General features: G+C 62.8%; 14 protein-coding genes. 8 read left to right on the forward strand and 6 right to left on the reverse strand.

The features are described 5' to 3' along the window. Positions 1-89: 89 nt before the first annotated feature. The 4 genes from BM177_RS00505 to BM177_RS00520 form a co-directional block, all read right to left on the reverse strand. On the reverse strand, positions 90-932 hold the full coding sequence (locus tag BM177_RS00505) for an aminotransferase class IV (protein ID WP_091675829.1): 843 nt from the start codon (positions 930-932) through the stop codon (positions 90-92). Further along, entirely contained in the window at positions 929-1,492 is a 564-nt protein-coding gene (locus tag BM177_RS00510; protein WP_091675834.1) for an anthranilate synthase component II, read from the reverse strand. The genes BM177_RS00505 and BM177_RS00510 overlap by 4 nt, the downstream gene beginning before the upstream one ends. Beyond that, on the reverse strand, positions 1,489-2,853 hold the full coding sequence (gene pabB / locus BM177_RS00515; RefSeq protein WP_091675838.1) for an aminodeoxychorismate synthase component I: 1,365 nt from the start codon (positions 2,851-2,853) through the stop codon (positions 1,489-1,491). Before pabB ends, BM177_RS00510 begins: the two co-directional genes overlap by 4 nt. Positions 2,854-3,061: 208 nt before the next feature. Beyond that, a complete protein-coding gene (locus BM177_RS00520; RefSeq protein WP_139223459.1) occupies positions 3,062-3,307 on the reverse strand; it encodes a hypothetical protein in 246 nt (81 codons plus the stop codon). Between the two features lie 484 nt (positions 3,308-3,791). Here BM177_RS00520 and BM177_RS00525 point away from each other — a divergent pair, with 484 nt between their 5' ends. From BM177_RS00525 to BM177_RS19385, 7 genes are all read left to right on the forward strand, one after another. Then, on the forward strand, positions 3,792-4,883 hold the full coding sequence (locus tag BM177_RS00525; RefSeq protein WP_091675845.1) for a molybdopterin-binding domain-containing protein: 1,092 nt from the start codon (positions 3,792-3,794) through the stop codon (positions 4,881-4,883). Beyond that, positions 4,884-6,509, forward strand: a complete 1,626-nt coding sequence (locus tag BM177_RS00530; protein WP_091675848.1) for a formylmethanofuran dehydrogenase subunit A — start codon at positions 4,884-4,886, stop codon at positions 6,507-6,509. After that, entirely contained in the window at positions 6,500-7,405 is a 906-nt protein-coding gene (fhcD, locus tag BM177_RS00535; RefSeq protein WP_091675851.1) for a formylmethanofuran--tetrahydromethanopterin N-formyltransferase, read from the forward strand. The genes BM177_RS00530 and fhcD overlap by 10 nt, the downstream gene beginning before the upstream one ends. Then, positions 7,402-8,208, forward strand: coding sequence for a formylmethanofuran dehydrogenase subunit C (locus BM177_RS00540; protein ID WP_091675854.1), 807 nt, complete (start codon positions 7,402-7,404; stop codon positions 8,206-8,208). The genes fhcD and BM177_RS00540 overlap by 4 nt, the downstream gene beginning before the upstream one ends. Before the next feature lie 45 nt (positions 8,209-8,253). Beyond that, positions 8,254-9,069, forward strand: coding sequence for a dihydropteroate synthase (gene folP / locus BM177_RS00545; protein ID WP_210185871.1), 816 nt, complete (start codon positions 8,254-8,256; stop codon positions 9,067-9,069). Further along, on the forward strand, positions 9,050-9,580 hold the full coding sequence (folK, locus tag BM177_RS00550; RefSeq protein WP_091675859.1) for a 2-amino-4-hydroxy-6-hydroxymethyldihydropteridine diphosphokinase: 531 nt from the start codon (positions 9,050-9,052) through the stop codon (positions 9,578-9,580). Before folP ends, folK begins: the two co-directional genes overlap by 20 nt. Before the next feature lie 223 nt (positions 9,581-9,803). Next, positions 9,804-10,640, forward strand: coding sequence for a hypothetical protein (locus BM177_RS19385; protein ID WP_139223460.1), 837 nt, complete (start codon positions 9,804-9,806; stop codon positions 10,638-10,640). A gap of 110 nt (positions 10,641-10,750) precedes the next feature. Here BM177_RS19385 and BM177_RS00560 read toward each other — a convergent pair whose 3' ends face one another. Beyond that, positions 10,751-11,143 (reverse strand): DoxX family protein, encoded by a 393-nt coding sequence (locus BM177_RS00560; protein WP_244532012.1) that lies wholly within the window; start codon positions 11,141-11,143, stop codon positions 10,751-10,753. A gap of 238 nt (positions 11,144-11,381) precedes the next feature. Beyond that, complete coding sequence (locus tag BM177_RS00565) at positions 11,382-12,749, reverse strand: sensor histidine kinase (RefSeq protein WP_091675868.1); 1,368 nt, start codon at positions 12,747-12,749, stop codon at positions 11,382-11,384. A gap of 338 nt (positions 12,750-13,087) precedes the next feature. On the opposite strand from BM177_RS00565, the gene BM177_RS00570 reads away from it, so the two are divergent. Beyond that, the gene (locus tag BM177_RS00570; protein WP_139223461.1) at positions 13,088-13,615 is read left to right on the forward strand and encodes a hypothetical protein; all 528 of its coding nucleotides are present in this window, start codon (positions 13,088-13,090) and stop codon (positions 13,613-13,615) included. Positions 13,616-13,677: the final 62 nt, after the last annotated feature.

Genomic DNA, 13,677 nt, shown 5'->3' on the forward strand with positions numbered 1-13,677 from the left:
GAGAAAATCCGAGGTCGTTTTACGAGGTAGTTCTATATGCGGCAGACGCGCTTGAATAGTGCCGCTGCGGCCAGGGCGGCTCCCGCCGATCACCCTTCCTCGATCGCGGCGGCGATCAGAGCCCGCAATTGCCCGACGGCGCCGCCTGCGCGGCGCGCCAACGCCGCGCCGTCGCAGCGCCCGGCCTCGACGATTCCGCGCACGGAATTCGTCAGAAGGACATGGTCCGCCTCGGCGACGTCGTTTGCAAACAGTGACGTCTCCATCGCGGTCAAGCCCGCCGCCTGAGCCATCGACAGCAGCCTCGCCCGCATCGTGCCCGGCAAGGCGCCGTCCGCGACCGGCGGCGTCTCCAGCCGGTCGCCGCGTATGATGAACACATTGGCGGCGCTCGCGCAGGCGATCGCCCCGCAGGTGTTGAGCATCAAGGCATCGTCCGCCTCGAGAGACCGCGCCTCCTGCAGCGCGATGATGTTGTCGAGATAGGGCAGCGCCTTGATCCGCGACACGGGCGACAATTCGTTCCGCCGCGTGGCGGCCGCGATATGGAGCGAAATCGGCTCCTCCCGCGCGGGCGGCGGCGGCGACAACGACATGACGATTGTCGGGCGCGGCTCCGGCGGAGGAGCAAGGCCGCGCGGCCCGCCGCCGCGGCTCACCGTGATGCGCAGCACGCCGGATTTCGCGCCGTCATCCGCGACGTAGCGGACAATTTCGGCGTGGAGCCGGTCGATATCGACGGTGTCCGCGAAACCAAGGACCGCCAGGCCGAACGCCAGCCGTTCGAGATGGGCCGGCAGATCGAACGGCTTGCCATTGTGAACGGCGAGCGTCTCGAAAACGCCGTCGCCGAGCAGAAACCCGCGGTCGGCCGCCGAAACGCAGGCCTCGTCGGGCGCGAAAAGCTCGCCATTTCGCCAGATGCGCGTCATGGCGAGGGAATGCGCTCGAGAAAATTGCGGAGCAAATGCCGTCCGTGTTCTGTCAGGATGGATTCGGGATGGAATTGAACGCCGAACGTCGGATGCCGGCGGTGTTGTAGCGCCATGATCTCGCCTTCCTGCGACCACGCTGTCGCAATGAGGTCCGGGTTGTCGTCGTCGAGTTCGACGATCAGGGAATGATAGCGGCCGACGTTAAGCGGAGAGGGCAGGCCATGCAAAATGCCGGCTCCCTCGTGCGTGACGAGGCTCGCCTCGCCATGCATCGGCCGCAGCGCGCGCGTGACGCGGCCGCCGAACGCCTGCCCGATGCATTGATGCCCAAGGCAAACGCCAAGGATCGGCGCGCGGCCGGAATATTCGAGCACGAGGCGATTCGAGATTCCCGCCTCGTTCGGAGTGCAGGGTCCAGGCGAAATCACGATCGCCTCCGGCGTTTGCGACGGCGGCGCCGCGTCGTTGCGGACGACGACGGGGTCGGCGCCGAGTTCGCGCAGATAATTTGCAATCGTGTGAACGAAGGAATCATAATTATCAATGACAAGAATCAACGAGCGAGTTCCTTGACGCCGAACGCCTCGAAAACGCGACGGGCCTTGTCCAGAGTTTCCAGATATTCGGCTCTTGGGTCCGACCCTGCGACGACGCCGCCGCCCGCCTGCGTCACGCAGGTCCGGCCACGAAAACTGGCCGTGCGAATGACGATGTTGGTGTCCATCGCGCCATTGAATCCAAGATAGCCGATGGCCCCGCAATAGGGCCCCCGCGCGTGGCGTTCGAGTTCCGTGATGATCTCCATTGCGCGCACCTTCGGGCACCCGGTGATCGAACCGCCAGGAAACGCCGCGGCGAGAAGATCGACGGCGCCGCGCCCCTCGCTGAGACGGCCGACGACGGTCGAAACGAGGTGATGCACCGTCGCAAAGGATTCGAGAGCGCACAGTTGAGGAGTGAGCACGGAGCCGGGGACGCAGACCTTGGACAGATCGTTGCGCAGAAGATCGACGATCATGACGTTTTCGGCGCGGTCCTTGCGGCTTTCGAACAGAGCCTGGGCCTGAAGCGAGTCAAGGACGGCGTCGGCGAAGCGGGGCCGCGTTCCCTTGATCGGCCGGGTCTCGACCCTGTCGCCCTCGACCTTGAGAAACCGTTCGGGCGAGGCCGAGGCGATGACGAAGCTCTCGTGATCCAGATAGGCGCCGAACGGGGCGGGGTTGATCTTGCGCAGATGTTTGTAAAAACCGAAATGGTCGAAATCGTTGGGCGCCTGAGCTTCGAATCTTTGCGACAGATTCGCCTGAAAAATATCGCCGGCGAGAATCCGTTCGATGACTTCGCCGACCGCCCGCTCGTAGGTCGCCTTGGTGAAATTGCTGGACCATTCGTCGATCGCGATATTCCCCGCGGAAAAGGTTCCTGGCGCGCGGCGCAGCTCCGATTCGAAAAAATGACCGCGCTCGGCCGCGCGCCGGCTTCGCAGCCCCGGCTCCGTCTCGGGAAGCCCGCTGGACATGATCCAGCCCCTGCGCTGGACGCAGTCAAAGGCGACGACGACGTCGTAGAATCCGAGGGAAAGATCGGGAAACGCGAGGTCGTTGCGCTCCGGCTCGGGCAAGCGTTCCAGACTGCGGCCGAGTTCATAAGAAAAAAGCCCGGCGGCGCCGCCCTGAAAAGGCGGCAGGCCGGGCACGGTCGGCAGGCGATGAGCCTCAAGCGCGGCTTTGAGGCGCGCGATCCAGCTGTCGTTGGTCTCGTCGCCCTGGAGGCGGGCGAACGGATCTGCGGCGACGAAACTGTAGCGGCCCAGCGTTTCGTCGGCCCGGGCGCTGTCGAGAAATGTCAGAAACGGCAGATGGCGCAACGCTTGCGCCGCCTCGGCCGGGTCACAAAAATCAATCTCGATGACATGCATTGACGCGCCTTTGGAAACATCGACGACCGCGATGAAAACCCTCCCCTTTGATCCGTCGCTCCACGGTCCGGGTTATCACTGCCGGCCGTCTTTATCGCTTTAAGTCAAGCGTGCAGGGCGATCAAACGCTTCCGCGCCCTGGCCGCTTCGCCTAGGGCGGCGGGCGTTCATCGCCGCGCCATGCTCGCCGCTTTGGTCCGCCCGGCGCTTAGGAGGCTCCCGCCTCTTTTTCCGGCTGGGGAGGCTTCGGCGCTTCCGGGGCTGGCTCGGGCGCGCCTTTCGGCGCCGGCGGCGGAGCCTTGGGCTTGGCTGCCGGGCGGCCCTTGTAGGCGAACGAATCAGCGCGGCCGCGAGCTGCAGCGCGGCCGGTCGAGGGGAGAGGCCGACCCATGGCCGATGGAACGATCGCCGTCCTCACATTCGCACCCTGATAGTTCGCAACCTGATAGTTCATGGACTTCTCCTTCGGTCGTCGTTTTCGGCCGGTCGGGTCTAGGGCTAGGCCCGGCCGCTGAAAGACCGGAACGCGCGTCGGATCGTCCAAAAATCTCGTATGCATAGGATTGGGGGAGGCGTCAACTCTTAAAACCCGTCACTTATTGATCCTCCGGATCGGCGGGCGTCAGTGCGGTTTTCGCTGAAGGCGAGGCTGGCGCGCGTCCGAATTTTGTGGCATTGCGCTTGTCGGACAAGCCTACCGAAGATTTGGCGGGTCCGCCAATCGTTCAGAACGTCGTCTTGATAAGCTCCCGCCTTCCACGCCAACCCCGGTAGCAAGAAAGCCAGCCAGAAAACACCGATCTGAGGCCTTGCGGCTCCCGGCTTTGCAGCCTAACAGCGCTCATGACGGCTCGGATGGCGGCGGCGCCGCAAGACGCCGGAAACAGCAGGCGCGCGGTCAGGGAAGGCTGGCGAGGCGCGTCCCTTGAGGAGGATTTATGGTCGAGGCCCGGATTGATGGAAAGCCCGCGGGAATTGACGCGGCGGTCAAGCGCGCGGCCGAGATTTTGGGCGCGGCGCGGTTCCCCGTCATCGCCGGGCTTGGCACCGACGTCGCCGGCGCCCGCGCCTCGATAGCGCTCGCTGAACGGCTGCGCGGCGCTTACGACCATCTCGGCTCCAAACGGATTTTCGCCGACCTCGATGTTCTGCGCCAGGCGGGACAGTTCCTGACGACGCCGAACGAGGCGCGCCTTCATGCAGACGTTCTTCTTTTCGTGGGCAGGGACCTGACGCGGGTCTGGCCCAAATTGCTGGAGCGCCTCGCGCCGGCCGAAAAACCCGAACTCGCCCTCGAGCCGACCGCGCGGAAGATCATCTGGATCGACGCCGGAGCCGTCCCAGCCGAACTGAACGGACTGCCTCTCGTAACGCTCGACGCGCCGGACCTGCGCTCCGCGCTGGCGCTCGTGCGGGCGAGGGTCGCGGGAAAGCCCGTCGCCGCCTCCGGCGAGGAAACGAAAAAGTTCGACGAGATCGCCAAGATCCTCAACGAGGCGAAATTCGGCGCCGCGATCTGGGGCGGCGAGACCATCGACCAGCTCGCGATCGAAATGCTTTACGGCCTCCTTGCCGATCTCAACAAGACGACGAGGTTTTCAGGCTTCCCCGTCGGCGCGGGCGACAATAGCGCGGGCGTCGTCCTGACGTCGGGCTGGATGACCGGCTTCCCGATCCGGACCGGATTCGGCCGGGGCTATCCCGAACATGACCCCTGGCGGTTCGACGCCATCCGCCTGATCGAAAGCGGCGAGACGGACGCCGCGCTCTGGGTGTCCTCCTACAGTCAATCCACGCCGCAATGGGAAAAAGACATCCCGCTGGTCGCGCTGGTCGCGCCAAAAACGAAATTCGGCCGCGAGCCGCAGGTCGTCATCGAGGTCGGCTGTCCGGGCGTCGATCACGACGGCGCGGAGTTCGCGCGCGACACCGGGTCGATCATCGCCCGCGCGGCGTCGAATTCCAGCGGCGCGCCTCTGGCCTCAGCCATTATCGCCCGCATTGCCGAGCAGATCGACGGAGCCGTCTAAATGCTGATTCTTCTCAAGGGCGGACGCCTGATAGATCCCGTCAACCAGCGCGACGAAATCGCGGACCTCTGGATCGAAAACGGGCGCATCATTTCGCCGCCGCCCGGCCGCATTCCAGATCAGGCGCATGACCTCGCCGGCAAGATCGTCATGGCCGGCGCCATCGACATCCATTCGCATATCGCCGGCGGCAATGTGAACACCGCGCGGCTGCTTCTGCCGGAAATGCACCGCGCCATGCGCGAGGCCGAGCTGCCGTTCTCGACCGCCAAATGGTCCACCTTCGAGACCGGCAACATCTACGCGCAGATGGGCTTTACGACCGTGATCGAGCCGGCGGTCGCGCCCGATCATGCGCTCCAGGCGCATCTCGAACTCGCCGACATTCCGATCATCGACAAGGCGGCGCTGATCGTTCTCGGCAACGACGATTTTCTGCTGTCGCTGCTGCGCGACGGCGAGAGCCGGTCGGCGGTCGCCGATTATGTCGCCGCGACCCTCACCACCGCCAACGGCCTCGGCGTCAAATGCATCAACGCGGGCGGCGCGGCGGCGTTCAAATATAACGCGCGCACCTTTGAACTCGACGACGTGGTGCCGCATTACGGCGTGTCCTCCCGCCAGATCGTCCAGGCCTTGCAGCAGGCTGTGGAAGACCTCAAGATTCCGCATCCGCTGTGCCTGCACACCAACAATCTCGGCATTCCGGGCAACGTCACGACGGCGCTGGCGACGATCGAGGCGGCGCGCGGCAAGCCCCTGCACCTCGCGCATCTGCAATTCTATTCCTATGGCGACGAAGGCGACCACGGCATGTCCTCGGCGGCCGCCGCCCTCGCCGAAGCCGTCAACAAGGCGCCGAATGTGACGGTCGACGTCGGCCAGGTCATGTTCAAACAGACCGTGACGATCTCGTCCGACGTGCTGCGGCAGTTCAACGGCGCCTCGTCGGCGAAGCCGCGCAAATCGGTCATCTTCGACGGCGACGCAAACGGCGGCGGCATCGTCCCATACCTCTATCAGGAGAACAGTTTCATCAACGCGGTGCAATGGGCCTGCGGACTCGAATTGTTCATGCTGATCGAGGACCCGTGGCGGCTGTTCTTCACCACCGATCACCCGAACGGCGCGCCCTTCACCACCTATCCGGACATTTTCGCGCTGCTGATGAGCCGCGACGCGCGGGCGCAGGCGATGTCGCGCCTGCCCGAAGACGCCGTCGCCATGACGACGCTCAATTCGATCACCCGCGAATATGATCTGAACGAGATCGCCATCATGACACGCGCGGCTCCGGCGAGACTCCTCAACCTGAAGGATCGCGGACACCTTGGCGTCGGCGCGGTCGCCGACGTCGCGGTCTATTCGCCGGACAAGGACATATCGAAGATGTTCCGCTTCGCGCATCTCGTGTTCAAGGACGGCGACCTCGTCGTGCGCGACGGCCGGGTCACCCATTACCGCTTCGGCAAGGCGTTGACCGTCCGGCCCGGTTTCGACAAGGCCATCGAGCAGCGCCTCGCCCGCTATTTCGACCATCACTTTGGCGTCACGGACAATCTTTTCGCCGTCCCCAGCCATCTGCTTCCGCACGACGAGCCGTTCCAGGAGGTCGCATGCCAATGATCTGCAACGGCGTCCGCATCGACGATTCCTTCGCGGAAGCCTTTCCGATGCAGGGCACCGCGATCATCATCACGGCGCCCAATGCAAAATGGGCGCTGCAGGCGGCGGTCACGATGACCGGATTCGCCACCTCCGTCATCGGCTGCGGGGCCGAGGCGGGGATCGATCGCGAACTGCCGGGCGAAAAAACCCCCGACGGGCGGCCGGGCGTCCGCGTTCTCATCTTCTCGATGTCAGGCGAAACGCTGCAGGCGCAGCTGGTCAATCGCGTCGGTCAATGCGTTCTCACCTCGCCAGGGTCGGCCTGTTTCGCCGATCTTGCCGGCGAGGAACGGCTGCAGATCGGCGACAACATCCGCTATTTCGGCGATGGCTGGCAGGTCTCGAAAAAGTTCGGCGACCGGCATTTCTGGCGCGTGCCCGTCATGGACGGCGAATTCCTTTGCGAGGCGACCACCGGCCTCACCAAGGACGCGGTGGGCGGCGGCAACCTGCTCATCATGGGGGCGACCTGGGCCTCGACCATGCGCGCCACCGAAGCGGCAGTCGAGGCGATGAACGGGGTCGAAGGCGCGGTGCTGCCGTTCCCCGGCGGCGCCGTGCGGTCCGGATCGAAGGTCGGCGCCAAATACAAAACCATGATGGCCTCGACCAACGACGCCTATTGCCCGACCTTGCGCGGCGCGGTGAAAACTAGCCTCGACGACGACATCGGCTGCGTCCTGGAAATCGTCATCGACGGTTTGACCGAACGCGCCGTCGCCGACGCCATGCGGGCCGGAATTGCGGCGATCGTGAAGCTCGGGCCGCAGGACGGCGCGGTGCGGATCGGCGCCGGCAATTACGGCGGCAAGCTCGGCCCCTTCCATTTCCATCTGAAGGATCTGCTGCCGTGAAGCCATTTGTATTCGCTCTCAAACGGCAGCCAGATCAACGGCTCGATCTCGCGCCGCTCGTTCCTCATCTCATCGCCGGAAAATCCGCGGCGGAGATCGCCGCGATCCAACTGCAGACCACGCGTGAAAAACTGACCGCCGGGGACATTTTCGAGATCGAGCACGGAGATGCTCAGTCCATCCGATTCGAGGGCGGATCCGAGCGTTTCGACAATGTCGGCCATGGCCTGAAAAGCGGGTCGATTGTGGTCAATGGAAACGCAGGCAAAGCGATCGCGCGCTTCATGAGCGGCGGATCGGTCACCGTGACCGGGTCGGTCGGGCCTTTCGCGGGCTCCGCGCTCTCGGGCGGAATTTTGGAGATCGAGGGCGACGCGGGAGATTTCCTTGGCGCTCCGATCAACGGCGAAATGGAAGGTATGAGCGGCGGGTTCATCTTTGTGCGCGGATCGGCGGGGGAGCGGGCGGGCGACCGTCTGCGCCGCGGCACGATCGTCATCGAGGGCGGCGCGGGCGATTATCCCGGCAGCCGCATGATCGCTGGCACCCTGATCGTTCTTGGCTCCAGCGGCGCGCTTCCCGGCTATCTGATGCGCCGGGGCACGATTGTTCTCGCCCGCCCCCCGGCGATCGCGCCGACCTTCGTCGATTGCGGCGTTCACCAACTGACCTTCGCCCGAGTCTTCGCGCGTCTTCTCGAGCCCCAAAGTGCCGGCGCCGCGGAACTTCTCCTGCGGCCGCTTCGGCGCCTCGCCGGAGACACCGCCGCGCTTGGCAAGGGCGAAGTCTTTTTTCCCGCCTGACGGGCTGCGCGCGCGATCGGGCCGATCGTTTTCGGATCTTAAAAAATGACTGAACGCCGCGACCGGTTTCTGAATCTTCTCGGCTCCCGGTCTCTCGTCATGGGCATCTTGAATTTGACGCCGGATTCGTTTTCGGACGGCGGAAAATTCCAGACCCTTGACGCCGCCCTCGCCCATGGCCGAAAGCTCGCGAGCGACGGCGCCGACATTATCGACGTGGGCGCCGAATCGACCCGCCCGGGGCATACGCCCGTCGGCGAGGAGGAGGAGCTGGCGCGCCTCGACCCCCTGCTTGGCCAATTGACCGCCGCGATCGACGCGCCGTTCTCGATCGACACCTCCAAGGCGCGGGTGGCGCGGCGCGCGATCGAACTCGGCGTCAGCGTCGTCAACGACGTCTGGGGCCTCCAGCGCGACCCGGCCATGGCCGATACGGTCGCCGACGCCGGCGCGGCTGTCGTCGTGATGCATAATCGCGACGGGGTCGATCCCGGGCTCGACGTCGTCGCCGACATGCGCCGCTTTTTCGAAACCTCGTTGCGCCTCGCCGAGAAAGCGGGCGTTCCGCGCGCGCGCATCATTCTCGATCCGGGCATTGGTTTCGGCAAGACGAAAGCCCAGAATATCGAGGCGCTGACGAACCTTCCCGCCCTGGCGGATTTCGGTCTGCCGGTCCTCGTGGGCGTTTCCCGAAAGTCCGTTCTCGGCGAGCAGCCGTCCGAGGCGTTCGACGGCCGGCTCATCGGCACCATCGCCGCCAATCTCGCCGCCGCCGCTAAGGGCGCGTCGATTTTCAGGGTCCACGATGTAGCGGAGCACCGCGCCGCCTTCGCGGTGTTCGATTCCATTGACCGCGCCTGAACTTTCCGGCGGAGCGCCGCCGTCAGTCATCGGCCTTGGCCTTGGAAGCAACATCGGCGACAAGGCCCGCAACATCAAGACTGCGCTGGACCTGCTTCAAGCCCGCGGGATCGCACGGGTGAGCGCGATCTCCTCGATTTACCGAACAGCGCCCTGGGGCTATGTGGATCAGGATTTTTTCGCCAACGCCTGCGCGCTGGGCGAGACGCGCCTGGATCCGCTCGACCTCCTCGCTGCGATCAAGGACGTGGAGCGCGATATGGGCCGCAGCGCCAGCGTGCGCTGGGGGCCTCGACTGATCGATATCGATATTCTCTTCTACGGCGAAAAGCCGTTTGACGATCCCCGCCTTCAGCTGCCGCACAAGGAGCTGTTCGAACGCGCCTTTGTATTGAAACCTTTGGCCGAGATCGCACCCGACCTTCGTCTTCTGGGCCGGTCAGTCAGGGAAGCCGCCGAACGATTCGCGCAGGAACCCCTCGAAAAATGGGTGGACGAAAGCCCATCCTGACAACAATCCCTTGATCGGCGATGACCTGATCAAAGCGACTTCGCTCTTTGGTGAAACAAAACGGCCTGGAGCATAGTCCGATTGGAGTGAATCATTTCAATCGACAAGACTATGCTCAAGCATTTGACTCTGGAGCGATTTCTGATCGACCACATGACTTCATGCGATCGGAAAGCGCTCAAGCATAGTCCGATCGGATCGAATCAATCCAATCGACAAGACTATGCTCAAGCTTATGACTCTGGAGCGATTTCTCATCGATCACATGACAACATGCGATCGGAAAGCGCTCAAGTTTCAATCGGACTGGCGCCCGCTCATGATCCGGACCGTTTCAGCGCACGCTTCCGACCGGTTGCCGGTCGATGCCGGCGACCCCGTTTTGCGTCCTGATCCTGTTGGAAATCTGCTCGACCTTCTGCCGGTTTTGCTGCGCGAACAATTCCTTGTTGACGCAGGCATAGAGGACCGAATAGCGCGCGTAACGCGCGTCTTCCGCGCGCCTCGCGCAATTGCGCTTCGCCGGCGGCTGCAAGGCTGTCCATTTGTTGGAAATCAGCCCGGCGAGGCGGTTTTGGTGCTGCTGACAAACACTCATTCCCGCCCCTCCGTCAGCAGCCGAAGGCCACGCCGCCTTGCACAACGCATCGACATCGAAATGGGGAAAATCATCTCCGGCGTTCAACGACACGGGCACGTCGGGGCCCTCGAAAATCGTGTAGGCGTTTGCCTGGAACGGGATCAACGCCAAAAGGAGTGCAAACCGTTTCATCTTTCACCGATTCAAATTTTTAAAAACCGAAATCACGAGCATCAATGCGAAGGCAGATGTGGAAATGCTTCGCTTTATTGCTCTGGATTCATGAACGCTTATTTAAGCGCACCTGTAGCTCAAGCCGGAACAGCGAGCGATTTCGGCACAATGTCTGATCTTGACGAGAAACCGCGCTGGATCTTCTTCAGCATCGCAGTCCCGCCTTGCCTGAAGCTTGGCCGCCTGGACGCGAAGAAATCGGATTTGGCCAGAAAAGCCGCGCCGCGTCAGGCGGTCAGCGCTTAGAGCGCTTTCCGATCGCATGAAATCATGCGATCGATCAGAAATCGCTCTAGAGTCAAAAGTTTGAGTATATTCTTGTCGATTGGATTGATTCAATCCAATCGGAATATGCTCTAGCGTTTGGCTCTCGCGTCCAGCGACAAGGCGCCGGGACCCTGCGCCGCAAGAGTGAGGAGCCCGCCCGCGATCGCGAGATTTTTCATGAAACTGATCATTTGCTGCTGGTCGGCAAAATGCGAATGAAAAACAACGCCCGCAGCGAGCGTGAATCCCGCCAGCAACAGGGCCGCCAGACGGGCGCGCCAGCCAAACGCCACAGCCAGTCCGCCCAGCAGTTCCGTCGCGATGACAAGGGGCAGCAGAACGCCAGGCACGCCAGACGCCACCATGAATCCCGCGGTGGCGCCATAGCTGGTGATTTTGCTCGCCCCGCTCAGGACGAAAATCAGCGCCAGCAGGATGCGTCCGACGAGGGCGACGACGGGTTTAAGCTCGATTGACGTCACGGATTGCGCTCCTGTCGAGATCGTTGCTGACGAGGTTTTTAGAGCATATTCCGATCGGATTGAATCAATCCAATGAACAACACTCTGGAGCGATTTCTGATCGATCGCATGAAAGCGCTCTAGTCAATCAATTCGTGATGGGCCGCCGACGGTTGCAAACGCCGCCACCATAGCGCTTTGCAAGCGCCGCGCAAAGCGGGCGCCGTCCGCGGTTCCGGCGGACCGGCTCGGCGCGATGTCAGACCGGCACCCTCACCGTCGCCCGCAATCCGCCGGAGGGACTGTCCGTCAGGCTGATGTCGCCGCCATGCGAGCGGGCGATGTCGAGAGCGATCGCCAGCCCCAGACCGGTTCCGCCTTCGTCCTGGTTGCGGGCTTCGTCTAGCCGGAAGAAAGGCCTGAACACGTCCTCGCGCCGGTCGGCGGGTATGCCTGGCCCGTCATCATCCACGTGGAGGGTCAAAAAGCGCTGATCGCGCGTCGCGGTGACCGCGATCTTTTTGGCGTGGCTGCGCGCGTTGCCGATCAGATTGGCGAGGCAGCGTTTGAAAGCGTCCGGCCGCACCGCGACGATCGGATCGCCGCTATACTCGACTTTAAGGTCGTAGCCGTGCCGCTCGGCGTCAAGGCGCAGATCCTCGAGGAAATCATGCATGTCGATCTGCGCCGCGATCTCCCCCGCCGCGCCGCGCGCGAAGGCGAGATAGGCTTCAAGCATTCTTTGCATTTCGTCGACGTCTTTTTGCAGATCCTGGGTTTCGTCGGTCTGGCGCATCAGGGCGAGCGAGAGTTTGAAGCGCGTCAGGATGGTGCGAAGATCGTGGCTGACGCCGTTCAGCATGGTCGTGCGCTGATCGAAGGCGCGCTCGATGCGCCGCTTCATTTCGATGAAGGCGAAGCCGGCTTGCCGAACCTCGGGAGCGCCAACCGGCCGGAAATCGGGATCGCGCCCCTTGCCGAACGCCTCCGCCGCGTCGGCGAGGAGAAGAATGGGCTTGATCTGGTTGCGCAGAAACACGATGGCGACCACGATCAGAACGAAAGACGTGCCGACCATCCACAAGAGGAAAATATAGGAGTTCGACGCATAGGCGGCGCTACGGTAGGCGACGGCCCGCAATATCGCGCCTTCGAGCTGGATGCGAATTTCGATAAAGGTGGAGCGGCCGACTGTGTCGAGCCAGAACGGCCTGTGAATCTGGCGTCTGATCTCATTCGACAAGGCGGCGTCGACGATCGAGAAAAACGGCTTCGGCAGCGCGGGCGGAAGCGGACCCAATGGCAAAAACTCGATGTCGATCTTCAGACGATCCCGCGCGATCCGCGCCAGCAGGACGCGGTTCGCCTCCTCTGGATTGCTGTCGTAAAGATCGATGATCGCGGCGAGGTCCTGCGTGAGAACGGTCGAAAGCCGAGTGGTGAAGCGCTGCCAGTCCCGCTCCATGAAGACATAGGCGAGCACGCCCTGCAAAATCACCATCGGGGCGATGACGATCAACGCCGAGCGCGCATAGAGGCCTCTTGGCGCGACCACCGCGGCCTTGCGCCAGAAGCCCCGCCACCAGGCGCGTGGGCGCGCGAACGAAGTTTGAAGGGAAAGGCTCATGGGGCCTCCTGCGCCGCGCCCGCCTGATACCACGTTCGCCCGGCGGGAAGAACGGGGAAACGCCGGAGGCCGATTTCGCTTTCGGCCGGAATAAAACGATGTTTATTTGTCAGCGCCAATCTAGAAAACCTGTCTGCTTCATTATATTTAAATGAGAATAAGTCTAAATCATTTATATTGCCAAATTCATCTTGATCAATATGCTTTTGTTCGAAGACAGACCAGCGCTTTGCCGCACGGCCCGGGGGCGAAGAGCGTCGCCCCGGCGGCAAAGCTTTCCGCAGCCCTGACATCAGGGAAGCGTCTGCGCGGCGCAGTTGCGATCAGAGGAGTTCAGCATGGCCCAGCACGCAAATCCTGTAATGCAGCGGACGCCGCCCGTCGCCATTCACGCCGACGCGCCCGCCGAAAAGCTTTTCATCACCCAATACCGCTGCTGGACCGCGGGATATTCGTTGTGCAACAGAACCTGCTTGAATCTAGCCCGGGTCGTCTTGCAAAGTTACGTCACGCCTTGCTGCGTCAATACGCTATATGACGCATTCCATTTCTTCGCGTTCACGATGAACACGCAAGCGCAAAAGCCGATCGAATGGCGCCCTGACGCCTGCCGTTACCTTTGTCGCGACGAATATCTGGCGTTGCGCCTCATTTCGTCGTCGCAGGCCGGGGACTTCAACGAAGAAGTATCCGCGGCGACGGACCTTCTCGGGATGGATGAGATCCATCTGCTGGTGACGGCGAGCCGCTTGCTCGCGCACGCCCTCAAAGTCAGAGGGTTCGTGTTCGGGCCGGCGGCCGCTCCTGAAGACGAGCGATCGACATCGACGCAAGACGCTCCGCCAAGCCGGCTGACTCTGCATTAGAGCGCTTTCCGATCGCATGAAGTCATGCGATCGATCAGAAATCGCTCCAGAGTCAAAAGCTT

It is taken from the genome of Methylocapsa palsarum (assembly GCF_900114285.1).
GTDB lineage: Bacteria > Pseudomonadota > Alphaproteobacteria > Rhizobiales > Beijerinckiaceae > Methylocapsa > Methylocapsa palsarum.

Bases quoted from the DNA above. Each gene is read 5' to 3' on its own strand.
- BM177_RS00505 (WP_091675829.1), bottom strand. From the start codon at position 932: ATGACGCGCATCTGGCGAAATGGCGAGCTTTTCGCGCCCGACGAGGCC.
- pabB (WP_091675838.1), bottom strand. From the start codon at position 2,853: ATGCATGTCATCGAGATTGATTTTTGTGACCCGGCCGAGGCGGCGCAA.
- BM177_RS00520 (WP_139223459.1), bottom strand. From the start codon at position 3,307: ATGAACTATCAGGTTGCGAACTATCAGGGTGCGAATGTGAGGACGGCG.
- BM177_RS00525 (WP_091675845.1), top strand. From the start codon at position 3,792: ATGGTCGAGGCCCGGATTGATGGAAAGCCCGCGGGAATTGACGCGGCG.
- BM177_RS00530 (WP_091675848.1), top strand. From the start codon at position 4,884: ATGCTGATTCTTCTCAAGGGCGGACGCCTGATAGATCCCGTCAACCAG.
- fhcD (WP_091675851.1), top strand. From the start codon at position 6,500: ATGCCAATGATCTGCAACGGCGTCCGCATCGACGATTCCTTCGCGGAA.
- folP (WP_210185871.1), top strand. From the start codon at position 8,254: ATGACTGAACGCCGCGACCGGTTTCTGAATCTTCTCGGCTCCCGGTCT.
- BM177_RS19385 (WP_139223460.1), top strand. From the start codon at position 9,804: ATGCTCAAGCTTATGACTCTGGAGCGATTTCTCATCGATCACATGACA.
- BM177_RS00565 (WP_091675868.1), bottom strand. From the start codon at position 12,749: ATGAGCCTTTCCCTTCAAACTTCGTTCGCGCGCCCACGCGCCTGGTGG.
- BM177_RS00570 (WP_139223461.1), top strand. From the start codon at position 13,088: ATGGCCCAGCACGCAAATCCTGTAATGCAGCGGACGCCGCCCGTCGCC.